Below are 25,403 nucleotides of genomic sequence, written 5' to 3' on the forward strand. Positions count from 1 at the left end.
ATCCTGATGATTAAAGATGCTGATCCGGGACAGCTGAAATGCATCTATGAATTTATAAAAGCCCTGCTTGGCCATTCCTAGTCGCAAGGGCTTTTCAACATTTTCTGAAGAAGCTTCCACTCTGCATCTGTCATTTTGGAAAGCTTTAGGATCAACTGTTTTTTAAATGAATCCGAATCTTCGCGCAGCAACTGTCCAAACCATTTCGACAGTTCTACATCGGGATTACTGTCTAGATACATTTCCCCGATTCCTGTGCGAAGCCATTCCTCATTTACGTTAAACTCACGACACATAGCACGTACAATCGCATCAATCGGATTACGGCCACTCGTCTCGTAAGTGGCAATTGTATTTCTAGATACACCGATTCGCTTTGCGAATTCCTGTTGTGTAAGTCCGGCATTCTGCCTGATTAATTTGATACGGTTTTTCAATTATCCCGTCATCCTTTCCGGTTCATATCGCAGATTCGTATTATATCATAGGTAATGGTACGGTATTTTTACGCCATTGTCAACAAAAATCATGTCATTTTTTGTTGTATTACAACATTCATTAGTTGCATTATTATATTTTTTCATGTAAAACAAAATGGAATGGGAGGCATCAATCATGAAAACAAGCACGGTGGATATCTTGCTCAGCATCGGAATTCCAGCCGGCGTCAAAGGGTTTAATTATATCTGTGACGCTATGGAAATCTTCGATAGCGATCCGTATTATGCGGACGGAAAAATCTGTGCATTATATCACGACATTGCTCAAAAACACAACACTACTTCATCCAGGGTCGAGCGCGCTATGCGTCACGCATTTGAAACCGCCCTTCTCAAAGGCGCCCCGGAAAAAGTAGACTACTATCTCGATCAGGTCAATACACAGAATTCCAATCTTCTGCGCACACTCTATATCCGAATCAAACAGGATCAGCAGCGCAAAGTCGAGGAACACCAAGAACCTGTCTGCACTTCCAAAAATTGCGCTATCCGTCAGCAGATCTACCAGGAAGTCATCGATCACCTTGCACAGGAACTGGATCTTGTCATTGAAAAATTCTCCATAGCAGGTATATAACGGATGATAAAAAAACAAATATTTACGATCAAACAACAGCCCGGCACATAGAAAATTGTACCGGGCTGTTGTTCTTCTATCACATTTTATAAGTTTCTATCATATTCGGCGACTACCTCTTACAAAGACTCCTCTTCCCCCAGGCGAACCTTTTCCATCTTCCCGGCCAGGTCCTCATCCACATGATCGAATAGATACGTCTTCACACTCTCCCGGCGAGCCTTGGCTTCCTCTCTGATCGCCGCTTCCACATATCGCACCTCTTCTAAGAACTCTCTGGCAGAAATCAGGGTTCCGCCCTGTCCCAGCGTCACTACCTGCTCTACACCATCCGAGGTCGCAACGGTTACATGATATTTTCGTCCAATCTCGTGAACTACTTTTTCGATATACTGGTCGGCCGTCTCCGCCTCTTTCGTATATACCACATGAATATTGTGATACTTCTGAATCTCTAGAATATCGCCTTCTACATTATAGGCATCAAAGACCAGAATCATGGTGCACCGTTTGAACCCCTGATAATTACAGAGAATATCCATCAGCCTGCCACGCGCCGCTTCAATATTCACCTTCGCAAGCTCCCTTAAGTCTTCCCATGCATGAATAATGTTGTAACCATCCACCAGCAGATATTCTCTTAGATTTTCTTTCTGCTTCCCGGAAGTTTTGCCGGAAGAAGCGTGAATCTCTCTTCTCCACCCTGGCCGCTTACTTTCCACCTTCCCGTAAGTCCTCATAAAGATTTCTTCTAATTCTTTCTCTTCTTCCGGATCATAGCTTCCCCCATAGGAAGCGCCTCTTCGCCCGGCAGACACTGCCGTCCTTCCAGCCAAAGCTTCTGCATCCGTCTCTTCTTCCAATTCCCCTGCCAAAAATCGGGGAAGCTGACTTGCTATATGCATATGGTCAGGAACCTGATCCCAGGGCACATAAAATCCTGCCCCGTGAGAACAGAATACAGATCCTGTCGGATTCTCCATATCTCCTTGCGGATCGTAACCTACTTCCTGCTGTACTGCCTGCGCATTGTGACATGGCGCATATCCCTGGAACACCAAACTTAAGCTTCCCAGCCCCCTGGTAAAGCTAATGACTTCACGCTGGTATGCGCGCATCTCTGATACAGGCGCACTTCCGCTAATCACGGCAAATTCTCCTTCCGTCACCGGAGGGGCAAATTCTCCGTACATCCGCTGTATATCCGTAAGGGCGCGTCCTACCATCTCCTGAGGAACCGTCAGCCGGAATTCATAATAAGGCTCCAAAAGTACCGATTCTGCCTGCATCAGACCCTGGCGCACCGCCCGATACGTAGACTGGCGGAAATCTCCCCCTTCCGTATGCTTTAGATGCGCGCGCCCTGCTGCCAGCGTAATCTTCATATCCGTAATCTCTGCCCCAATCAAAACACCGCGATGCCGCTTTTCTCCAAGGTGTGTCAGAATCAGACGCTGCCAGTTCCGATCCAGCACATCCTCACTGCAGACCGTGTCAAATACCAGCCCACTTCCCGGACTTCCCGGCTCCAGAATCAAATGTACCTCTGCATAATGGCGAAGCGGTTCATAGTGACCAACCCCTTCCACCGTATTTTGAATCGTTTCCTTATAAACAATACTGCCGCTGTCAAAAGACACCCGGACACCAAAACGTTCCTCCACGACACTTTGCAGCACTTCCGTCTGCACCTCTCCCATCAGCTGTACATGGATTTCCTCCAATTCTTCATCCCACACAACCCGAAGCATGGGATCTTCTTCCTCCAGCATACGCAAATGTTGGAGCATCGTATGTACATGTACATTTTCCGGAAACAGCACCCGGTAATTTAAAACCGGCTCCAGCTTCGGTGCTTCCGCCCGCCTCTCAGTTCCGATCCCCTCGCCGGGATATGTGTGGGTAAGCCCCGTTACTGCACAGATGTCTCCAGTCTCCGCCTGCTGTACCGTCTCATATTTTTCTCCTGAATAGATACGGATCTGGTTTACTTTTTCTTCCCACTTTTCTGCTTCCTCGCCGCTATTTTGTAACATGTCCTTTACATGCAGCATGCCATTTGTGATCTTAAGATGGGTCAACCGATTCCCCTGTCCATCCCTTGAGATCTTGAAGACCCGCGCACCAAATCCCTCTCCCTTAAACTTCCTGCAAGACGGTTCTTCCACACCCCCTGCACGTCCCGTTGGATTCCAATGCGTGTAACGTTCCATTCCTGCCAGCAGCTCCTTCACCCCTTCAAGCTTCAATGCCGAGCCAAAATAGCAGGGAAACACCTTCCGCCTATGAATCAGCTCTGTTATCTTCTCATCCGACAATGCTCCCTCCTGCAGATAGGATTCCAAAGCCGCCTCGTCGCACATGGCGATATTCTCGTAAAATCCCTCCAGATCCTGCTTTTCTTCTATCAAATCAAATGCCGTAATCCCATCGCTCAATGACTGCTTTAATTCCCCAAGCAAGCGATCTCTGTCCGTCCCTTCCTGATCCATCTTGTTCACGAATACAAACACCGGAACCCGATATCTTCGTAATAGTTTCCACAGTGTTCTGGTATGTCCCTGCACACCATCCGCACCGCTGATCACGAGAATCGCACAGTCCAGTACCTGAAGCGTACGCTCCATTTCTGCTGAAAAGTCCACATGTCCGGGCGTATCTAAAAGTGTCACCTTGGTATTGCCAAGCTCCAGCACCGCCTGCTTGGAGAATATGGTAATTCCCCGGTTCCGCTCCAAGGTGTGAGTATCCAGAAACGCGTCCTGATGATCCACCCTTCCCAGAGTACGGATCTTGCCGCTTAAGTATAAAATGCTCTCTGACAGCGTCGTCTTTCCGGCATCCACATGGGCGAGAATGCCCAGTGTCATATATCTTCTAACTTCTCCCATAATTTTCTTCCTTTGATCTTCCCATTTCCTCCATGCTCTATTCCAATCCCAGCCGTGCTTTCAATTCACACATTCGCTGATAAAATTCCTGATAAAACTCCTGTCCATAAGGCGTCTGATAAAACGTCCGCAGAATATAAAGCTGAAAAATCCTCTGATTCTCATCATCCAGTGTCGCCATTGCTTCCTCACAGGTCTGTAGGAACGCATGCCACTGCAAAATGTATTTCTCATAGGAAGCAAGGTCGGGGATTCCCAACCATTTCTTCACCTTGATTTTGCTTCTGTCTTCCTTCCTGCACTCATGCACCTGAAGGAAATAGCGAAGTCCTTCCTCGCCGTAATAGCGTCCCAGAGGGAATAGTCTGCAGATTCCCGGACGGAACGAATGTACGCTACACCGCCCATTCTGATCCAAGAAGGAACAGGTTTCTTCCTCTCCTGTCATTTTCAGATGGGGAAGGATCACTCCGTCTACAATCTTTAATTCGATCGCGCTTCCCATTAGCTCTTCAAAGGTCTTTCCAAGTCCCTGACACAGATTTGCAATGTCCAATGGATCCAGTACCACCGCCTCCATGTTTTGGCAGCAGGCCGAACACCCTTCACAATCCCGACAATCCGCCTTGACCATATCATTCGCCGTATAAAGGCGCCCGTCAGAAATCTCTTCTAATCGGATATTCCTTCTCATAAACTCACCCCCTCCTTCGCGATTTTCTCACCGTCATTTTCTTCACCACTTAGGTGTACCACTATAAAATCACGATTCAAAGCCTTTAGAATTTTCCCAAACAGATCTTCGTTTTGAATCTTCAGACTGGAGGTGTTCACACAAGGGTGACATCCTATATAATCCTCCCTCAATAACTCTTCATCCACCAGAAGCTTTACCTTCTGGTCTGTATCGAACAGCAACGCCAGTACGGTCGCTGAGCCCGGCGTCACATGTAGATATTCCTCCATATCCTCTCCTGATGCGAAGGACAGTCTTGTCGTAGGAATCTGCGCGGATAATTCCTTCGTCCGAAGCGGCTTTTCTCCAGGCAAAAGCAAAAGATAATACTCTGTCTTCCTTCGATTACATAAAAACAGGTTCTTACACATGGAGACTCCCAATGCCTGATCAATCTCTTTGCATGCCTCAATCGTCGCAGCCGCCTCATGGTCTGCCCTCTCATAATCTATTCCAAGTAAATCCAGGAATTCATAGACCTTCTGCTCTCTTTCACTTCGCCCAGACATCTGCTCCGGACGTCCATGGTATACGTTCACGCTATCCCTCCTCTGCCTCTTTTACAAATACGTATTCACGATCCAAAGATAATTCTTCTCTGAAGCGATACCTCAGCCGATCGAATCTCTTCACCTCTTCCGGATCCTCAATTTGATGCTCTGCAAGAAAGCGCACCATCTCACCTCTTGCCATCTTCGCCTGTGTCCCCTTCTGCACAATCTTTCCACCCTTCCACTCTCCAAATACACACGTAATCATCCGATCCTGATCCGTCAAATATTTTTCCACTGCTTTGGAATACTCTTTCGATGCGAGATTCAAAATCAGGCGATCCTCTCCCATCACTTCCAAATACAATCGCTCTCCCCAAAATGCATACAGATTGCTACATCCTTCCAAAGCCGCCTTCGCCTGCATCTCAAGACGATAAGGCGTCACACCGTCTAACGGCTTAAGCGCACCATAGAAGCCTGATAGAATCCGAAGATGTTCCTGTACATACGCCCATTCTTTCTCAGAAAACACTTCCGGCGCCATATACTGGTACTGAATCCCTTCATAGGAAATTAACGCAGGGGTCAGCCCTTTCTTCAAATCCATCTCCTGAAACCGCTGATAATTCAGCTTCGCAAGTTTATCATTACAGCCCCACAGCTTCTTGACCTCCTCATAGGACAAGCTCTTTATATATTCTTTTAATGTTTCTGCCTTCTCTATAAAAACCGGCAGCCCCTGACAGGCAAATGTATCCGTATCTACATTCATTTTTTTCGCCGGAGAAATGATAATCCTCATAATGTCTCTCTCCTTTCATTTATTTATCCTATCATATCCTGTGTCCTCCGGTCAAAGGCATTTAATTGTCAGTTATTTTTAACTTTATTTTATTTTTTTCTAATTTTCTATTGACATTTCCTTATTTATGAGATATTATAAGATCAACAAAAGAAAAGGAGGACGGACCACCAAAAACATAAGCTTTTAACTCAAAAAATAGAAAAGAGAGGTAAGTTCCATTGGACGAGATAATTTAAAAATCCACTGTATTTATAAAATAGTAAGTACAGTGGATTTTTTTGTGTTCTTTTATTTCTGCCAATCACTTTGTTTTTCAGTTTTCGGTCAATGCGCCTTTGAATTCAGTAAATAGGCGGTTACCTTCGCCAAAGGCCGTGGGGGCCAACTGTGCCAGACGGCGAAGCAGTCCCACATCTACCAAATAATTCTTGAAAGCAGACAAGTCATCGTAAGCTGCAATTAGCAGGCCGGGAGCTGAACTGCGATAAATTTTATGCACCAAACGGGCATCCACCAGCCATTGCAAAGCATTCTCGTACTCACGGGCTCGTGCGCCTTCCTTGAGCACTTTATAGATGAACTTCTTGTTCTCCCTTGCCAGTTGAGAAGGAACAGACTTCCAGATCATTGAGATTTTCGGGAACTCGCTGAGATTAGAATGTTTTGCAAAGTCACGCTCATAGGCTCCAATGATTCCGGACAATGCTTTCTGCATGGCAGAAACATCCCGTGCCTCTGTCCACGTCCTTGGTTGTTTCAAAAAATTGCTTATATTCTTCGTTTTCGTCGAAGTTAAAGTAAGCTGTATTTTCATAACAGCGTCTGCCGAACTCTGTCAGAACCCAAGTCTTACCCACCTGACGTACGCCCTTCAAGATTAAAGGCTTGCGGTAGGGAGAATTCTTCCAATCCAGTAACTTTTTTAAGATAAATCGTTCCATAGAATCACTCCTCACATTTTTATTGGAGTTTTATGTTTTATAATCACACTTTTATCAAAATTTCGTTTTTCAGATCAACGAAAAACTCCACAATGCAAAACAGGGATTTGCCATAACAACGAAAGGGAGCGCTTCATCTTGAAACGCTCCTTCTCTTTCCCTCTCTTCTTACTTATTTTGCAAGCATCATCCTGTCGTTTGCGAATTCACCGCCGCTTGCTTCTTCAAATTTCGCTAACAGGTCTGATACATGCAGCTTCTTTTTTTCTTCTCCTGACACATCGTAGATCACGCGTCCCTCATGCATCATAATCAAACGATTGCCGTGCGCAATGGCATCCTTCATATTATGGGTTACCATCATAGCTGTCAGTCTATTTTCTGCAATGATTTTGTCCGAAATCTCTAAAACCTTTGCCGCTGTCTTCGGATCTAACGCTGCCGTATGCTCATCCAGAAGAAGAAGCTTAGGTTTTTTAAGCGCTGCCATAAGAAGTGTGATAGCCTGACGCTGTCCTCCGGATAAGAGTCCTACCTTGCTTCCCATGCGATCCTCCAATCCCAGATTCAATTCCGCCAGTTTTTTGCGGAATGCTTCTCTCTGTGCCTTTGAAATACCCCATCGAAGGCTTCTTCGTTCTCCCCTTCTTGCGGCAATCGCCATATTTTCTTCAATTCCCATGGTTGCCGCCGTTCCTATCATCGGATCCTGGAACACCCGTCCAAGATATGCCGCCCGCTTATGTTCTGACAGACGGGTAATATCTTTTCCATCAATCAGGATCTTTCCCCGATCCACCGGCCAGGTCCCTGCAATGGCATTTAACGTCGTCGATTTCCCGGCTCCATTTCCGCCGATGATGGTCACAAAATCCCCTTCATTTAACTGAAGATTTACGCCGTCCAGCGCCACCTTCTCATTGATTGTCCCAATATTGAACGTCTTATGTAAATCTTGAATTTCAAGCATGTATCCCATTATCCTGCCATCCTCCGTTTCACCGCATATTTTTCTTTCAGATATGGCACTGCCAGGAAGCACGCCACAACAACTGCTGAGAATAATTTCATATAATCAGAGGGCATCTTAAGCCACAGTACCAGTGCATATGCCACGTAGTAAAGAATCGCTCCTACAAATACTGCCATCAATGTATAAGCAAATGCCAGCTTTCTTCCGGCATACAGTTTTCCGAAAATCACTTCACTGATAATGACCGCAGCCAAACCGATAACGATGGCTCCGCGGCCTGCGTTGACGTCTGCCGCCCCCTGATACTGAGCATAAATTCCACCGCATAATCCCACCAAACCGTTGGAGATCATAAGCGCCGCCACTTTCATGGAATTGGTGTTAATTCCCTGCGCGCGCGCCATCTGTGCATTACATCCTGTCGCACGAATGGCAGAGCCAATCTCGGTTCCGAACATCCAATAAACGACCGCCACTAAAACCAGGCATCCCAGAATCAGTTTTGCAAAGAATATCACCCGATCGTCTGCCGTGACATATCGAAGTGACGCCACCAGATTTTCCTGTCCAAGTCCGATACTTTGGTTTGACTTTCCCATAATTCCAAGGTTTACAGAATAAAGTGCGATCTGTGTCAGAATACTTGCCAAAATCCCCGGAATCCCAAGCGCCGTATGCAAGAATCCGGTTACGAATCCTGCTGCCATACCTGATAGGAAGGAAAAGACAAGCGCTGCCGCCGGGTGCATGCCTCCCTGGATCAGCATCACGGCAACTGCTCCGCCTGTCGCCAGTGAACCATCTACCGTCAAATCTGCAAAATCCAGAATCCGAAATGTAATATACACTCCAAGCGCCATAATTCCCCATATGAGTCCCTGTGCCACATTGCCCGGCAGCGCCCTTAAAAGGGCGGTCAGATCCAGTGATCCCAAATATTCCATCACCATGTCTTTCTTCTTCCTTTCCTCTCATTCTCTATTCCGGTTTTTCTATTTCCCTGTGTTCGCTCCTCTGCATTCCACTCTCTGCTATTTACTCCTCTGCCGAAATTGCTTCGTATCCTTCCGGTACGGTAATTCCAAGCTCCTTGCAGATCTCCTCATTGTACTCTTTGACCACCTTTGGTGCTCCTTCAATCTCCATCTTGGTAATGTCTTCACCCTCTGCCAGAATCTTATAAGCCATCTCTCCAGCTTTGTATCCGATATCATAGTAGCTAATGGAAAGAGTTGCAATTCCGCATCCAGAGCAGATTCCCTCTTCTCCTGCAATAACCGGAACCTTTGCCGGAACACATACATTTTTTACAATATCTGTATTTGCTGCAATTGTATTGTCCGTCGGAACGTAAATGGCATCACAGTTCTCAACCGCACTGGATACGACTGACTGAATCTCATTGGAATCTGCTGCGGTGTATTCTTTACACTTCACCCCTTTTTCCTCCATTGCTTCCTGATACAATTCTGCCTGGTATTTAGAGTTTGGCTCGGCTGAACAATACAGGATTCCTACCGTCTTCGCATCCGGAACCAGCTCCAGTGTCATCTCTGCCTGTTCCTCAATCGGCGCCAGATCACTGGTTCCCGTAATATTTACGCCTGTCACTCCAGTCCAGTCATCTATCTCTAAGGCTGTTGCGTAATCCGTAATAGAGGTTCCTACGATTGGAATATCCGCCGTTGCCTGTGCTGCTGTCTGAAGCGGAAGCGTTGCATTTGCAAGAATCAAATCTACATCTGATGAGACAAAATTGTTCACGATGGTACTGCACATCGCCTGCTCTCCCTGTGCATTCTGAAGATCGAACTCCACCTTATCCTCTCCAAATTTCTCTTTGCAGGCATCCTGGAAGCCTTTCGTCGCTTCATCAAGCGCCGCATGCTCCATCATCTGGCAGATGCCGATCTGATAGGTTTTATCGGAATCCGCCTTAGCCTTTGTATCACTATTGCCAGATTCTGAGCCGCCGCAGGCGGTCATGGATGCTGTCAACGCCATTGTCATAAGTATTGCTGTCATTCTCTTTTTCATGTAAGTTTCCTCCCTTTCTTCTTCGTTGTATCACTTCATTACTTGAAAGTTTCAAACTTTAATGCGCGAAAGTTTTTTTGATAGGCTTATTATAGCACGAAAAAAAGATCTGTCAAGAATCATTTTTCAAAAATTCTTGACAGATCTTCTTTCTTTTTACCGAAGCCATAGGATTTTCTCTTTGGGCGTTCACATATTCGTAAGTCGTCGGAAGTACCTGCGCCATAATAGTTACTGCAATATAGCCTACAATGATTCCGATAAAAATAGACGCGTAACTGGTGATTCCTTTGGTTCCATGCTTTAACGCTACGATCACAACCAATACCACAAATCCTACAAACAAGTTCTCAAGAGATCCGAAGTCTCCATTGTTCGCACCGCCTCCAAAAGATCCTACACCGACCGAAATCAAAGACAGCCCGATGGACAGCACCACCGTTCCTGTTACAATCGCCGGGAAGAATTTCCGCAGAGGCTTCAGGCAAAAGCCAAGCACACCTTCAAACAATCCTCCCAACAGGGAAGCTCCCATAATCGCGCCATAAGCATAGCTTCCGCCGCCAATTCCAACTGCCACACTGTTGCACACTCCGATAAATCCGGAACTGGTTCCCATAACGATTGGAAGCTTTGCACCTACCGGACCGATTGCAAAAACCTGAATCAATGTTACGACTCCCGCAATCAGCATTGCATTCTGCAGAAGAGTAACCAAAAGAGCGCTGTCATTCAACGCGCATCCTGCACCTCCGGTAATCAAAATCAACGGGGTTAAGTTTCCCACGAACATCGCAAGCACATGCTGAAGTCCAAGGGGAATCGCCTGTTTCAGCGGAAGTTTTCCCTCCATTTCATAAGGGGTTGCATATTTCTTTTCCATATTTTCTCTCTTTTCCTTTGTTCCTATTTTGACATTTTTGCGCACCCGTTATAGCAAAAGGAGAAAATCTACGTCAATGACGGACTACTAGATCAATCATTAGTATTTTTAATGGGTATTCATAAGAAAGGTGGAAGTCTTTTAAACTTCCACCGATTTTGTTGCTATAATATCCACTCCGGTTCCGGCTACATCTGATAGAATTACATCACCGATTTTCACCGGAGCCTGCACCGTCACATCCTTCAGTGCAGTTACACAGTCAAAAATCTTTCCCTTTGGAATATCTTCTTTCGTCTTTACGGAAACCATATCTGCCGTTCCTCCCGTCACACGTACCGTTGACGTAACGATTCGGGTTGGATTGGTCACTTCTTTTCTTGCATAGATATCGCCGCGCTTACAGGTATTGCCGGTAACACTGATTACTTCTCCACCTTCCAGTGTCGCCGTAAGTGCACAGCCCATCGGGCAGCTGATACATGTCAGATTTCTTACTTCCATCTCTTACGCCTCCTCAATCTTCACCGTAATCGTTTTCAGATCCGGATACTTCAGCAGCATTTCTTTGGTGAGCTGAATCTGTTCCATCTCGCCTGGCGCTACCACCTGACGCTTTCTGTGAATCACTCGCTCCTCATCAAAATACGCGCTTACGTAACAATTTTTAAACACGCCGCCCACGCGAAATCTTACCGTCAGTTTCTCATCCATCCGGTTCACGCAGATGGTTCCCGGTACCGTGTAGCGTACGCCCTCTACCGGATTTAAGACAATCTCCTTCTCATTCTCCAGCCGATCTCCTTCTCTTACATAAGCAGCCGCATTCTTTCCTGCAGAAGCCGCTTCCTCGGATACAAAGTCAACCAGATCATGTACATGGAGTACGTTTCCACATGCAAATACACCTTCTATATTAGTTTCCAGACTCTCGTTCACCTTCGGTCCAGACGTTACCGGGTTCATCTCCACACCCATTCCGCCTGAAATCTCATTTTCCGGAATCAGACCAACCGACAAAAGCAGGGTATCGCAGGAGTAGAATTCCTCGGTTCCCGAAATTGGCTTTCCTTTCTGGTCTACCTCTGCCAATGTAACCCCTTCTAAGCGTTCCTTTCCTTTGATATCGACAACGGTGTGACTAAGCTTCAATGGAATTCCATAGTCGTCTAAGCACTGTACGATATTTCGCTTCAACCCTCCGGAATATGGCATCAACTCTGACACCACCTTTACCTTCGCGCCTTCTAACGTCATCCGTCTTGCCATAATCAGTCCAATATCGCCGGATCCTAAAATGACTACTTCCCGTCCCGGCATAAACCCTTCCATATTCACCAGCCGCTGCGCAGTTCCTGCAGAGTAAATCCCCGCCGGACGGTATCCCGGAATGTTCAGCGCTCCTCTGGAACGCTCCCGGCATCCCATTGCCAGAATCACTGCTTTTGCCTGAATCTCAAACAAACCTTCTTCCCGGTTCATAGCCGTTACCAGTTTGTCTTCTGTGATGTCCATTACCATGGTATTTAGCTTATATTCAATTTTTAGATCCTCAACCTGTTCAATAAATCTAGACGCATACTCCGGTCCGGTCAACTCCTCCTGAAAGGTATGAAGCCCAAATCCATTGTGAATACACTGATTCAAAATTCCGCCCAGTTCCTTGTCACGCTCCAGAATCAAAATACTGTCTACTCCGCTGTTCTTTGCAGAGACTGCCGCTGCCAGACCGGCAGGACCGCCGCCGATGATTACAATATCATACTGTTTCATGTTCGAATCCTTCCTTTCTTTTCGCATCCGGTGTCTCTACAATACATCCTTGTTGGTTCCAACCACGATCTGTGATTTTCCGCCGGACTTTGTAATATCAAACATACTCATGCCACATTCCCGTGCCAGAATTTCCATCGTTCTCGGAGAACAAAAGCCTGACTGGCATCGTCCCATTCCTGCTCTTGTTCTTCTCTTCACTCCATCCAAAGAACGGGCGCCCAGTGGACGACGGATCGCATCGATAATCTCACCCTCTGTGACCATCTCACAACGACAGATGATATTTCCATATGCCGGATTTTCTTTGATCAGCGCTTTTCTCTCTTCTTTTGACAAGGTATCCGGATCAAGAATTCCTTTTCTGGTGGCAATGAAATTCTCTTTCTTTACAAGCCCCATCTTCTCCTTTAGGAGATCTGCCACCATCACACCGATAGCCGGACAGCTGGTAAGTCCCGGAGATTCAATTCCTGCGCAATCGATAAAGCCTTTCGCATCTTCCACCTCTTCGATGATAAACTCATGGCCATCTTCATGCGCCCGAAGGCCTGCAAAAGATGTAATGACCTGACGCATTGGAAGATTCTTCACATTCTGCCCTGCTTTCGTAATGACCTGATCCATTCCTTCTTTGGTCGTGTTAGTTCCTTCCTTATCTTCAATATCAATGGCAGTCGGTCCTACCAGCAGATTTCCATGTACCGTCGGTGTTACCAGCACGCCTTTTCCTTTTTTAGTAGGAAGGGAAAAGATGGTGCGGCTTACATGCGTTCCTGCGCTCTTGTCTAACAGACAGTAATCTCCGCGCCTTGGCGTAATGTGGATTTTATGCTCGCTGACCATATTGTGAAAACGATCTGCATACACACCCGCCGCATTTACCACATATCTGGTATGATAAATTCCGCGGTTGGTAATCAGTTCATATCCCTCTTCCATTTTTTTAATATCCAATACTTCTGTATTGAATCGGAAGTCAACTCCATTTGCGTATGCATTTTCAGCCAATGCAATATTCAGATGGAACGGGCAGACAATCCCAGCCGTCGGTGCATACAAAGCTGCGTAAACCTGATCTACTACGTTAGGTTCCATCTCAAGAACCTCTTCCCGGTTCAAAATCTGAAGGCCCTTGACGCCGTTCGCCACTCCACGGTCATACAGCGCCTGAAGCTCCGGCATGTTTTCTTCGGAAAGACAGATCACAAGAGAGCCCCGTCTCTGGAAAGGAAAATCCAGATCTTTAGAAAGCTGCTCCATCATCTCATTTCCCTGTACGTTCAATTTTGCCATCAGAGATCCTGTCGCCGCATCGTAACCGGCATGCACAATTGCGCTGTTTGCTTTGGATGTTCCGCAGCACACATCTTCTTCCTTCTCCAGTACGCAGGCCTTGACCTGATAGCGGGAAAGTTCTCTCGCTGCCGCCGCCCCTGATACTCCGCCTCCTATTATAATTACATCATACATTACCTTTCTATCTCCTTTCCTGCCGGGAGGATCCGGCGTTTCCTTACCGACGCCGGATGCTTCTTACGCTCCCGTGCTCATATACTGTCTTCTTTTTATCGATTCCAATATTGCTAATACAGCATTTCTAATACGATACTTCTAATATGGTATTTCTGACAATGATTTTACCACGGAATCGCACCATAAAGTAATACGGCTGCAATCGCTCCAATGATTGGTCCCGCCAGCGGAACGATCGCATATCCCCAGTTGGAATCACCTTTTCCTTTGATTGGCAGAATGGTGTGCGCAAGACGCGGTCCCAAGTCACGCGCCGGATTGATTGCATAACCGGTCAAGCCGCCCAAAGACATACCTACGGATACGATAATTCCAAATACGAACAGTTTATCTACTCCACTTGCAATATCCGGTACATTGGCAAGTCCTTTGATTGCAAATACTAATACAAACGTTCCAATCGCTTCACTTAAAATATTTAATGTAAGATTTGGAATGGATGGGCTGGTACAGAACACCCCCAATTTCGTCTTCTGATCTTCCGTCGCATCAAACTGTCCTTTGAATAGGATATAAACCAGTATCGCTCCAACAAAGGCGCCTGCGAACTGTGCCACGAGATATCCCGGTACCATCGACCATGCAAAGCTTCCATCTACCGCCAGTGCAAGCGTAAGCGCCGGGTTAAAGGATGCTCCTGAAGCCACCCCAAATATATATGCTGGAATCAGAACCGCAAGTCCCCATGCAAGCGTAATTTGAACACTGCCTCCGCCCTTCATTCCAGATTTGTTAAGATTTACATTTGCAACAACTCCATCACCTAACAGAATCAAAAGCATTGTTCCTATAAATTCAGCAATATATGGCAACATTTGTCATCCCTCCTTCTTACTCTTCTTTTGCCCAGCCGTATGCATATTTCACAGCTTTGTCCCAACCGGCAATCCGGCTTGTTCTGCTTGCTTCATCGATAGATGGTGCAAAAGTCTTATCAATTGCCCAGTTATGAATCACATCTTCCTTACTGCTCCAATATCCCACTGCCAATCCTGCCAGATAAGCTGCGCCCATCGCCGTTGTCTCCACGCACTGTGGACGGTTTACAGGGGCATTGATAATATCTGCCTGCGTCTGCATCAGGAAGTCGTTGGCGCTTGCGCCGCCGTCTACCTTCAGAGAACTTAATGTAATGCCAGAGTCTGCTTCCATCGCCTTTAACACATCGTTGGTCTGGTATGCCAGAGATTCCAGAGTTGCCCGAATAATATGATACTTGTTAACGCCACGAGTAATTCCTACAATCGTTCCTCTCGCATACTGGTCCCAATGTGGCGCGCCAAGTCCGGTAAATGCCGGAACTACATAGCAGCCGTTGGTATCTTTTACTTTCTTTGCCATGTATTCAGAATCCGGTGCGGAGTCAATGAGGCGCATCTCATCTCGCAGCCACTGAATTGCCGCTCCCGCTACGAAGATAGAACCTTCCAATGCATAGTTTACTTTTCCATCTAAGCCCCAGGCAATAGTCGTAACCAGTCCGTTTTTGGAAAATACCGGCTTTTCTCCTGTATTCATTAACAGGAAACATCCTGTTCCGTATGTATTCTTTGCCTCTCCTGCGTTGAAACAGGTCTGTCCGAACAATGCTGCCTGCTGATCTCCTGCTGCTCCTGCAATCGGAATTGGGCCTCCAAGGTAAGAAGGATCTGCTTCCCCATATACACAGCTTGATGGCTTCACTTCCGGAAGCATACATTTCGGAATGTTAAGCTCCGCCAGAATCTCATCATCCCACTCTAAGGTATTGATGTTGAACAACATCGTTCTGGATGCATTGGAGTAATCCGTTACATGCACTGCACCTTTGGTCAGCTTCCAGATCAGCCATGTCTCAACCGTTCCAAACAACAAATCTCCGCGCTCTGCCTTTTCTCTTGCTCCCGGAACGTTATCCAGGATCCATTTTACCTTCGTACCAGAGAAGTATGCGTCGATTACAAGTCCTGTCTTCTCTCTGAATTTCTCGGTCAGTCCTTTTTCTTTCAGCGAGTCGCAATATTCGGATGTTCTTCTGCACTGCCACACAATGGCATGATAAACTGGCTCTCCTGTATTCTTATCCCACACAATAGAAGTCTCTCTCTGGTTCGTAATTCCGATTGCCGCAATATCTTCTGCCGTCGCTCCGATTACACTCATTGCCTCAACCGCAACACCAAGCTGACTTGCCCAGATCTCATCTGCGTCATGCTCTACCCAGCCCGGCTGTGGGAAATACTGGGTGAATTCCCGCTGTGCCACACTGCACATTTCCCCTTTTTCATTAAAAAGAATACACCGGTTACTCGTCGTTCCTGCATCCAGAGCCATTACATATTTTGCCATGTTCTTTTCCTCCTTTTTGGTGTCCCCACACCATGTTTTTTATCTAAACCACCATCATTCGGTGATCTGATTCTATAATTCCCAAACTCCCGGATTCGTTGTAGATACTGCAATCGCTCCCGCCGAGAGAGCCGCCATCACAGCGTCCTTATCTTCAATTAAGCCGCCTGCGATAATGGGCGTTTTGGTTGATTTACAGATCCTCCTGATCATTTCAGGCATCAACCCCGGTAGCACTTCTATCATATCCGGCTTCGTGCTGTGCTGTGGATGTCTGATATTGGTAAGCGCCAGAGAGTCTATCAGAAAGTATCGAAGGATCGTGAACATCCCAAGCTTTCGGCCTCGTTCGATCATTGGCGGCTTCGTACTGATAATTCCATCTGCCTCCGTCTGACTGTTAATAAAATCTACGGCAATCTCCTTCGATCCCAGCCCGCCAATCAGGTCTATATGAACAACCGCCATCTTTCCCGCTTCCTTCACTCTTCTTACAATCTCTGAAATCGTACAGATATTTCCAAAAAGAATGAACACCACTTGGATCTCTTCCAGTCTGCAGCATGTTTCTAAACCTTCCTGATCTTTTACTGCCGCAATAACCGGATTGGCTTCTACAATATCGTAATATTCCTGTTTCATAATTCGCCCCTTTATCCAGCAAAAAGTTTCCTATAAAGCAAAAAAAGAGCAAAACGAAAAACAACATCTCTGTTGTCTCATTTTGCTCTCCTCATCTCAGCACACGTCTTTCAATTGAGTTAACTATAACACAATCCGTCATCTTATACAAGATAAGTTTCGTATTCTATATTTTTTTGTATCATTTCACAATTATTTATAAGCCTTTTTGTGTATTATGCGCAAAAGCCTTCCGGAAACAACCTTTTACAGAAGATAACTCATCTCGTTCCATGCTTCTCCTCCCCAGGATGAATTGGCTGCGCCATGGTTTTGATATCCCATTTTCTCATACATAGGAACCCTGGAATCCAGACAAGTCAGAATCAATTTGCTTCTTCCTTTCTTTCTCTCCCGTTCCACATAACGGCGCATAATCTCACTGGCAAGCCCCTGCCTTCTATACGAAGGAAGCACATCCAGCCCTAACAGCATCACATTCTTCCCATCGGGATTATAAAGCTCTGCATCCACAAAGAATTCATCTCTGAATACTTCCTCATCGGTTGCAAGCCCGTTTAAGAATCCGGCAAGCTTCCCTGTGCTGCGGTCCACCGCTACCAGGAACAATTCCGGCGCACGCGCGACTCTGTCGAACATCATTTTCTCAGAGCATGCCTCTGTCGGAGGGAAGCATGCCTGCTCGATCGCTGCCGCCTGATCCTTCTCTTCCTGCCGGATATCCCGGAACTCAAATCGCTTTTCCAAATCGTTCATCTCTATCTTCTCCTTTGACATTCTTTCTGCTCATTCTGCCCCTTCTACATTTGGTGGCGCACAATCTTATAATCGTCATTTGATCGGTAATATGGGCAGTTCTTATAATTGTTATGCACCAATCGGTAATATTCATCCTCATCCAGATTGACGTCGCAATAATAGCAGTCGTCCTCCTCATCGTAGATATAATTGGAACAATAGTCACAGTTCATTGCCATAACGATATCTCCTCCTGACCTTCTTCTACAAAAGCATTGAATCTTAATGATCCAATGCTTTTACATTCATCTCGATATTACAGTCTGCAATCTGATCTCCGTTCACATCCAGTGCATAATTCACATGAACATGGATCTTCTTCTCTTCTGCTTCCACAGCCAGCTCCCGGGTATGAATTCCAATCATCAGTTTCCCATAAGGAGTCTCGTACTCCGTCATGTTGATCTTCTCCCGTTCAAAGGTCATATGGGTATTGGACAGCCCGCTCTTCATAATTTCAAGCTTCCCGTCTTCATAGATCTTGATCTTATTCTTAATTACCCCCGGCATGCCTTCTACAACCTCATCGTAAATTACATAATGCTTCCCATTTTTGTAATAATAGGCTGCAGGAGTAATCACCTCAATGGTTTCCTGTTCTTCTTCCTGTACCATTCCGGTCACATCATAGTGAAGACCGGATATACTCAGCAATACATCTTTTGTCATTCTTCTAATACTCCTCTATATTCACCAGCTTTGTTGCCGCCACATCATATGTAAGAATGGAATTCGCAAATTTTGTAAATTTCTCCGCCGCATCACTAACATAAAATTCATAAGAAGCCTCTCCGCCAACAGGGTGCGCCATCTCTTTTTCTTCCAGCATCGCTTTTAACTCCATCGCCGTCTCATATGCCGGATTGACGATATGTACCGCATCTCCAAAGTATTCCATAATACGAGAACGCAGAAGCGGATAATGGGTACACCCCAAAATCATTGTGTCAATATCTGTTTTCCTTAATTCCGAAAGATAAATATCGATTACCTCTTCGGCAATCTTATGCTTCGCAAACCCTTCTTCCACCAGCGGTACGAACAATGGGCAGGGATTCCCGATCACTTCTGCATCCGGCAGCATCCGGCGGATCACCTGGGTATACATCTCGCTTCGGATCGTTGCCTCCGTTCCAATCACGCCGATCTTGCCATTCCTGGTTTCCCTGACGGCCGCTCTCGCTCCCGGTTCTACGACTCCCATAACCGGAATGTCCGTCTCCTGTCTGAGTGTATCAAGCGCCAAAGCGCTGGCCGTATTACAGGCCACTACAATTGCCTTTACATGACACGTTTTTAAAAAGCGGACAATCTGCCTGGAAAATCGGATAATATTCTCCTTTGATTTACTTCCGTAGGGCACTCTTGCCGTATCCCCAAAATACACGATATTTTCATCCGGAAGCTGGCGCATAATCTCCCTTGTCACCGTCAGTCCGCCGATTCCCGAATCGAACACTCCGATCGGCGCCGCCTTTCTATTTTCTATCTCCACAATATCGATCTCCTTTACTACCTTTCATCTAACATTACTCAATATTGTAACGGTTACCCGGCACAATTGCAAGGGATTGCCACGGATAATCCCTGTACCGCAGATAATCCTTCAGTGCAAAAAAGACAGTGTCCATCAAGACACTGTCTTCTTAGGCATACTGCCATCTTATTCCATCGGATTCTATAATGCCAGTTCTTTGGCAATCTCATACTGATATGCCGGAATCTGCTTCTGCATCTTCAGCGCTTCATTGATATCAAAATCCACATACTCGCCGTGCTTGAATCCTACCACACGGTTTGTCTTTCCTTCTAACAGAAGATCCACTGCCATAGCTCCCATAATAGACGCATAGACACGGTCTTTACAAGATGGGCTTCCACCTCTCTGCATGTGACCGATGATCGTTGCTCTAGTCTCCATACCTGTAGCTTCTTCAATTCTCTTTGCCATGTTCAGAGAATCACCGATACCTTCTGCATTGATGATGATGTAATTCTTCTTGCCGCGCTTTCTGCACTCCTGAATATCTGCAATAATCGCCGCTTCATCATAGTCATGCTCTTCCGGCATCAGAATACGCTCTGCACCATTGGCAATACCGCACCACAGAGCCAGCCATCCTGCATCTCTTCCCATTACTTCGATTACAGAACATCTCTCATGGGAAGTAGAAGTATCGCGAACCTTGTCAATTGCTTCCATTGCAGTATTTACTGCTGTATCAAATCCAATTGTATACTCGGTACATGCGATATCAAGATCAATGGTACCTGGAATACCAATTGTATTAATTCCAAGATTTGACAGTTTCTGTGCTCCCGCGAAAGATCCGTCTCCGCCGATCACTACCAGACCATCAATTCCATATTTCTTACAAATTGCTGCTGCTTTCTGCTGTCCTTCTTCCGTACGCATCTCGTCGCAGCGCGCTGTCTGGAGAATCGTTCCTCCACGCTGAATAGTATCAGATACGTCTCTGGCGGATAAATCAATAATCTCTTCATTTAAAAGTCCCTGGTATCCTTTTCTGATTCCTCTGACTTTCAGACCTTTCCCTAATGCTGTTCTTACTACCGCACGGATTGCTGCATTCATACCAGGAGCATCTCCGCCACTTGTCAATACACCGATCGTACGTATTACTTTGTCTGCCATGATTATTCCTCCATCGTATTTATTTCATTCCATTACTTTCTCACGTGCTACATTGTACAGGAATTAATTCAGCTTTTCAATGGGTTTTTCTATTACTTTTATACAAGATTCTCCTATATAATTCGTCAATCTGCTTAATAACACCTCATCAATCTGCACATTTCGATTCGCCGGAAGCCTTTTTACCGCTTTTTCCTTGCGGATATAAATCACTACAGATGCCGAACCATCCGAATCCTTCATCAGATCTAAAAGCTCCTTTTCCCTTGCCAGATACGTTTCCTTATCCGGAAACTGAAGCCACAATTCCTGCTTTGTCTGCGCAAACGGAATCACCGTCTCACAGATCAGTTTACTTGGCGCGTCATCTTCCTCCGATACCCGCCCTTTGATAAATACTTTATTCTCCTCCGTCAGATACTGCTGATTCCTCTCATAATCCTTCGGAAAAATCACCACTTCTACCGATCCGACCAGATCTTCCAAAGTGATAAATGCCATGGTTTTATTATTCTTCGTATACTTGATTGTTTTTGTTGAAATCATTCCGCCTACAATCTCTTTCGCCCCGTCATAAACTTTGGCGTGCCCGGTCTCTTCATCCACCTGAAAATCAAGCGTCGTCTTGGAGATATTTTTCTTCCATTTTTCTGCATAGTCTTCTAATGGATGGCCCGTTAAGTAGACGCCTACCACTTCTTTTTCAAACGCAAGCTTCGTCTCTTTCTCATACTCGCCCACATCCGGAAGCGGAATATCAAACTCTGATTTCTGCTCGTCCGATACCATGTCAAACAAGGACATTTGCCCTGTCATAGAGTATTTTCTCTCCTGATTTACCTGGTCTAAGATCTTCACATAGACCATCATAAACTGCTTTCTCGTTCCCCCCAGGCTGTCAAACGCACCTGACTTAATAAAGCTTTCAATGGTTCGTTTGTTCACTTCCCGACTGGACAGACGCTCAATGAAATCCTTCAGCGTCTTAAACGGTCCTCCGGCTTTTCGTTCCTCCAAAATAGCGTGAATAACCGGTTTTCCGATACTTTTAATTGCCGCCAATCCATAACGGATATTGCCATTATCAACGGAGAAATTCCCCTCTCCCTTGTTGATATCCGGCGGAAGCACTGCAATTCCCATCTGCTTACAGGTGTAAATATATTCCGAGACCTTTCCCGGATTATCAATTACAGATGTCATTAAAGCTGCCATGAATTCTACCGGATAATAATATTTCAGCCACGCCGTCTGATAGGCCACCACCGCATATGCCGCCGCATGGGATTTGTTAAAAGCATATTTCGCAAAGTCGATCATCTCATCGTAGATCTTATTTGCCGTCTTCTCATCGATTCCATTGGCGATGCAGCCCGGCACGCCTTCCTCTTTATTCCCATAGACAAAGTTCTGACGTTCCTTCTGCATCACATCGCCCTTTTTCTTCGACATGGCACGGCGCAGAAGATCGCTTCGGCCAAGCGTATATCCTGCCAGATCCCGCACAATCTGCATTACCTGCTCCTGATAAACGATACAGCCGTAGGTCGGCTCCAGAATCGGCTCTAACTGCGGACAGTCATAGGTAATCTCTTCCGGATGCGTCTTTCCTTTGATATACTGCGGAATAAAATCCATCGGACCTGGACGGTACAGGGAAATTCCCGCGATAATATCTTCCAGATTCTGCGGTTTTAATTCCTTCATAAAGTTCTTCATGCCGCCGCTTTCCAACTGGAATACGCCTTCCGTCTTTCCACTTCCAATGGAGTCCAGCACCTTCTTATCATTATAATCGATGGCGCCCATGTCGATTGCCTTCCCCGAACTCTTCTCTGCCAGCTTCGCTGCATCCTGAATCACCGTCAGCGTCCGAAGTCCCAGGAAGTCCATTTTCAGAAGTCCAAGCTCTTCCAGTGTCGTCATGGTAAACTGCGTGGTTACCGATCCGTCAGACCCAAGAGACAACGGAACATATTCATCGACAGATTTCTGACTGATAACGACTCCCGCCGCATGCATAGATGTATGTCTTGGCAGTCCTTCCAAACGTCTGGACATATCGATAAGCTCCTGCACCTGAGCATCTTCCTGATACAGCTTTTTTAATTCCTGATTCATCGTCAGTGCACGATCCAGCGTCATATTCAGCTCTGTCGGAACCATTTTCGCAATCGAATCTACAAATGCATAGGGAAGATCCATGACACGTCCTACATCTCGGATCACGCCCCGCGCCGCCATGGTACCAAAGGTGACAATCTGCACCACCCGGTCGGAGCCATATTTTCTCACCACATAGTCAATCACTTCCTGACGCCTCTCAAAACAGAAATCCACGTCAATATCGGGCATGGACACACGCTCCGGATTCAGGAAGCGCTCGAACAGAAGCTGATACTTAATCGGATCAATGCTGGTAATTTCCAGGCAGTAGGACACAATACTTCCCGCCGCTGATCCTCTTCCCGGACCGACCATAATTCCATGGTCTTTCGCATACTTGATAAAGTCCCATACGATCAGGAAGTAATCCACATATCCCATGGATTTGATCACGGATAATTCATACTCCAGCCGCTCTTTTAAGGAGTCATCTCCGTCCGGATATCGCTTTTTTAGCCCTTCATAACAAAGCTTATTCAAGTATTCCCATGATGTATAGCCTTCCGGCACATCGTATTTCGGAAGCTTCGTAACACCAAACTCAATCTCTACGTTACAGCGGTCCGCAATCTTCTGCGTATTCTCAAGAGCTTCCAGCGCGTAGGGGAAGAGCCCTTTCATCTCTTCTTCCGACTTAATATAATATTGACCGCCCTCATAGCGCATCCGATCCTCATCTGCCAGCTTCTTTCCCGTCTGAATACAAAGAAGCATATCGTGAGGCTTCTCATCTTCCGCATACGTATAATGAACGTCATTGGTCGCCACCAGAGGGATCCTCGTCTCCTGCGACATCCGAAGGAGCGACTGATTCACCTGCTTCTGTTCCTGCATGCCGTGATCCTGAAGCTCCAAAAAGAAGTTCCCCTCTCCGAAAATCTCCTGATAGCGAAGAGCCGCCGCCTTTCCTTCTTCATACATTCCCCGAAGGACATTCTTCTGAACCTCTCCCGCCAGACACGCACTGAGCGCAATGATTCCTTCGTGGAACTCTCTTAATACCTCCATATCCACACGCGGTTTATAATAATATCCTTCTGTGAATCCCCGCGATACAATTTTCATCAGATTGTGATATCCCTGATCATTTTCCGCCAATAGCACCAAATGATAATAACGATCCTCACCGCGCACTCCGGGTTCTTTATCAAATCTTGACCCGGGAGCCACATAGACTTCACACCCCAGAATCGGCTTGATCCCTTCCGCCTTCGCCGCGCGATAGAAATCGATCACGCCGAACATCACGCCGTGGTCCGTAATCGCCACGCTGTCCATGCCAAGCTCTTTCACCCGCGCGACACATTCTTTGATCTTATTTGAACCGTCCAAAAGACTGTACTCTGTATGGACATGAAGATGTGCAAAACTCATATTTTTCCTGCTTTCTAATCTCACTATTTGCCAGTTACCGCCGTCTTATCCCTATACTATAGCAAAATTCAGCAAAAAATCCAAGCATAGAAAAAAGGGGAAATACATCCCCCCCTTTAAGGCTTCGTATTTCCCCTTCTTCATCCTTAACCGTTAATCATAAAACTAACCAGTCTATCGATATCTTCTTTCTCATATGCAATAATCTCAAGCTCTGGAATCTCTCCATTAGAGAAGATGTTCGCCATCGATACATACTGAGATAATTTTGATTTCAGATTTAATCTGTCGCCTTCTCCTGTTACCAGCTCTACTTTTCCGCTGCAGGCATCTACCACTTTAAAAAATCCATCAATATCAGAAATATTCTGTACTTTCATCTCTTCGCTCTCCTTTCAAGGTATTATCTATATTCTACCTTATTTTTCCACAAATTCAATAGATTTCTCGAAAATTTCCACTCTTCCTTCTTTCAGAAGCCGTCCCACTGCACGCTTGAATGCGTTCTTGCTAAATCCAAATTCCTTTTTGATCAATTCCGGATCTGCCTTATCTGTAAACGGCAGTTTTCCGCCGTATTCCTCCATCCGCTTCACGATGGCATCTGCATCTGCATCCATCTGAAGGAAAGCCTTTTCCCGCACGCTTAAGTCCAGCTTTCCATCTTCTCTTACTTTAGAAACACGGGCATGTACCCGATCGCCCACCTTCAGCCTGCCGCCGTCTTCCCTCTTGGGAATCAATGCGGAATACTGATTGTCCACTGCTACGAAAACACCGAAATTATCGCTGAGCTCATAGACAATTCCTTCCACCTGGTCATCCTTTTTATAAGGGGAGTCTGTCTTTAGCTTATGGTAAATCTTCATGGTTGCACAAAGTCTTCCTGATTTATCCACATAGAGTGACACCAATACTTCGTCGCCTTTTTTCACTTTCGCTGTCTGCTCTCTGAATGGAAGCAGCAGATCCTTTTCCAGTCCCCAATCCAGGAACGCCCCGATCTTCCCGGTATCAACCACCTTAAGAACCGCCATTTGATCCAGCGTGATCTTTGGTTCCTGCGTTGTGGCAATCAATCGATCTGAAGAATCCTTATACAGAAATACTTCTATCGGATCTCCCACTTCTATATCCTTTGGCACCTGCTTTTTCGGAAGCAGCACTTTATCATCATTGGTACCAAGATAAACGCCAAAGTCTACCTTTTTCACTACCATTAACTGTCGTCTTTTTCCCAGCTCATCCGCTAATCTCATCTCAATCTCCTCCCCGGATTTTACTTCTTTTCTT

Annotated in this window: 23 protein-coding genes and 2 pseudogenes; 1 reads left to right on the forward strand and 24 read right to left on the reverse strand. The window is 46.0% G+C overall.

Annotated elements, in window-relative coordinates; translation table 11 throughout:
* Positions 1-77 precede the first annotated feature (77 nt).
* Positions 78-437 (reverse strand): helix-turn-helix transcriptional regulator, encoded by a 360-nt coding sequence (locus tag WKT00_RS10470; protein WP_340263545.1) that lies wholly within the window; start codon positions 435-437, stop codon positions 78-80.
* Positions 438-615: 178 nt separating this feature from the next.
* Between WKT00_RS10470 and WKT00_RS10475 the strand changes: the two genes are divergently transcribed.
* Positions 616-1,077: a sporulation initiation factor Spo0A C-terminal domain-containing protein gene (locus WKT00_RS10475; RefSeq protein ID WP_101695960.1), complete on the forward strand. Its 462-nt coding sequence runs from the start codon at positions 616-618 to the stop codon at positions 1,075-1,077.
* 119 nt (positions 1,078-1,196) lie between these two features.
* Here the strand turns inward: WKT00_RS10475 and WKT00_RS10480 are convergent, their stop codons facing one another.
* From WKT00_RS10480 to WKT00_RS10590, 23 genes and pseudogenes are all read right to left on the reverse strand, one after another.
* Positions 1,197-3,968, reverse strand: a complete 2,772-nt coding sequence (locus WKT00_RS10480) for an NYN domain-containing protein (protein WP_340263548.1) — start codon at positions 3,966-3,968, stop codon at positions 1,197-1,199.
* A 37-nt stretch (positions 3,969-4,005) separates the two neighbouring features.
* Complete coding sequence (locus WKT00_RS10485; protein ID WP_340263550.1) at positions 4,006-4,662, reverse strand: YkgJ family cysteine cluster protein; 657 nt, start codon at positions 4,660-4,662, stop codon at positions 4,006-4,008.
* Positions 4,659-5,243, reverse strand: a complete 585-nt coding sequence (locus tag WKT00_RS10490; RefSeq protein ID WP_101695957.1) for a prolyl-tRNA synthetase associated domain-containing protein — start codon at positions 5,241-5,243, stop codon at positions 4,659-4,661. Before WKT00_RS10490 ends, WKT00_RS10485 begins: the two co-directional genes overlap by 4 nt.
* Position 5,244: 1 nt before the next feature.
* The gene (gene yaaA, locus WKT00_RS10495; protein WP_173814898.1) at positions 5,245-6,000 is read right to left on the reverse strand and encodes a peroxide stress protein YaaA; all 756 of its coding nucleotides are present in this window, start codon (positions 5,998-6,000) and stop codon (positions 5,245-5,247) included.
* 319 nt (positions 6,001-6,319) lie between these two features.
* Positions 6,320-6,944, reverse strand: a pseudogene (locus WKT00_RS10500) (DUF4143 domain-containing protein); the annotation flags it as partial.
* A gap of 172 nt (positions 6,945-7,116) precedes the next feature.
* Positions 7,117-7,914: an ABC transporter ATP-binding protein gene (locus tag WKT00_RS10505; RefSeq protein WP_340263555.1), complete on the reverse strand. Its 798-nt coding sequence runs from the start codon at positions 7,912-7,914 to the stop codon at positions 7,117-7,119.
* Between the two features lie 8 nt (positions 7,915-7,922).
* Complete coding sequence (locus WKT00_RS10510; protein WP_340263672.1) at positions 7,923-8,861, reverse strand: ABC transporter permease; 939 nt, start codon at positions 8,859-8,861, stop codon at positions 7,923-7,925.
* A gap of 91 nt (positions 8,862-8,952) precedes the next feature.
* Positions 8,953-9,954 (reverse strand): ABC transporter substrate-binding protein, encoded by a 1,002-nt coding sequence (locus tag WKT00_RS10515; RefSeq protein WP_340263557.1) that lies wholly within the window; start codon positions 9,952-9,954, stop codon positions 8,953-8,955.
* A gap of 199 nt (positions 9,955-10,153) precedes the next feature.
* Positions 10,154-10,837 (reverse strand): annotated as a pseudogene (locus WKT00_RS10520) (solute carrier family 23 protein); the annotation flags it as partial.
* Between the two features lie 141 nt (positions 10,838-10,978).
* Positions 10,979-11,341 carry a DUF1667 domain-containing protein gene (locus WKT00_RS10525; protein WP_101695941.1) on the reverse strand — a complete coding sequence of 121 codons (363 nt, stop codon included), beginning with the start codon at positions 11,339-11,341 and terminating at the stop codon, positions 10,979-10,981.
* A 3-nt stretch (positions 11,342-11,344) separates the two neighbouring features.
* Complete coding sequence (locus WKT00_RS10530) at positions 11,345-12,610, reverse strand: NAD(P)/FAD-dependent oxidoreductase (protein ID WP_340263559.1); 1,266 nt, start codon at positions 12,608-12,610, stop codon at positions 11,345-11,347.
* A 36-nt stretch (positions 12,611-12,646) separates the two neighbouring features.
* Positions 12,647-14,083, reverse strand: coding sequence for an NAD(P)/FAD-dependent oxidoreductase (locus WKT00_RS10535; RefSeq protein WP_340263561.1), 1,437 nt, complete (start codon positions 14,081-14,083; stop codon positions 12,647-12,649).
* A gap of 167 nt (positions 14,084-14,250) precedes the next feature.
* On the reverse strand, positions 14,251-14,961 hold the full coding sequence (locus WKT00_RS10540; protein WP_101695938.1) for an MIP/aquaporin family protein: 711 nt from the start codon (positions 14,959-14,961) through the stop codon (positions 14,251-14,253).
* 16 nt (positions 14,962-14,977) lie between these two features.
* Positions 14,978-16,474, reverse strand: a complete 1,497-nt coding sequence (glpK, locus tag WKT00_RS10545) for a glycerol kinase GlpK (protein WP_101695937.1) — start codon at positions 16,472-16,474, stop codon at positions 14,978-14,980.
* A 72-nt stretch (positions 16,475-16,546) separates the two neighbouring features.
* Positions 16,547-17,116, reverse strand: a complete 570-nt coding sequence (locus WKT00_RS10550) for a glycerol-3-phosphate responsive antiterminator (RefSeq protein ID WP_101695936.1) — start codon at positions 17,114-17,116, stop codon at positions 16,547-16,549.
* 246 nt (positions 17,117-17,362) lie between these two features.
* A complete protein-coding gene (locus WKT00_RS10555; RefSeq protein WP_200816263.1) occupies positions 17,363-17,872 on the reverse strand; it encodes a GNAT family N-acetyltransferase in 510 nt (169 codons plus the stop codon).
* A 44-nt stretch (positions 17,873-17,916) separates the two neighbouring features.
* A complete protein-coding gene (locus WKT00_RS10560) occupies positions 17,917-18,093 on the reverse strand; it encodes a DUF6472 family protein (RefSeq protein ID WP_159459876.1) in 177 nt (58 codons plus the stop codon).
* Between the two features lie 43 nt (positions 18,094-18,136).
* Positions 18,137-18,583, reverse strand: a complete 447-nt coding sequence (locus WKT00_RS10565; protein WP_101695935.1) for a DUF1934 domain-containing protein — start codon at positions 18,581-18,583, stop codon at positions 18,137-18,139.
* Between the two features lie 4 nt (positions 18,584-18,587).
* On the reverse strand, positions 18,588-19,409 hold the full coding sequence (murI, locus tag WKT00_RS10570; RefSeq protein ID WP_101695934.1) for a glutamate racemase: 822 nt from the start codon (positions 19,407-19,409) through the stop codon (positions 18,588-18,590).
* A gap of 183 nt (positions 19,410-19,592) precedes the next feature.
* Positions 19,593-20,570 (reverse strand): 6-phosphofructokinase, encoded by a 978-nt coding sequence (gene pfkA, locus WKT00_RS10575; protein ID WP_101695933.1) that lies wholly within the window; start codon positions 20,568-20,570, stop codon positions 19,593-19,595.
* A gap of 63 nt (positions 20,571-20,633) precedes the next feature.
* Complete coding sequence (locus tag WKT00_RS10580) at positions 20,634-24,110, reverse strand: DNA polymerase III subunit alpha (protein ID WP_101695932.1); 3,477 nt, start codon at positions 24,108-24,110, stop codon at positions 20,634-20,636.
* Between the two features lie 146 nt (positions 24,111-24,256).
* On the reverse strand, positions 24,257-24,490 hold the full coding sequence (locus WKT00_RS10585; protein WP_101695931.1) for a polya polymerase: 234 nt from the start codon (positions 24,488-24,490) through the stop codon (positions 24,257-24,259).
* A gap of 39 nt (positions 24,491-24,529) precedes the next feature.
* The gene (locus WKT00_RS10590; protein WP_101695930.1) at positions 24,530-25,369 is read right to left on the reverse strand and encodes a CvfB family protein; all 840 of its coding nucleotides are present in this window, start codon (positions 25,367-25,369) and stop codon (positions 24,530-24,532) included.
* Between the last annotated feature and the right edge of the window lie 34 nt (positions 25,370-25,403).

Source organism: Dorea sp. ICN-14282, assembly GCF_037890115.1.
Classification (GTDB): Bacteria; Bacillota; Clostridia; order Lachnospirales; family Lachnospiraceae; genus Dorea_B; species Dorea_B phocaeensis.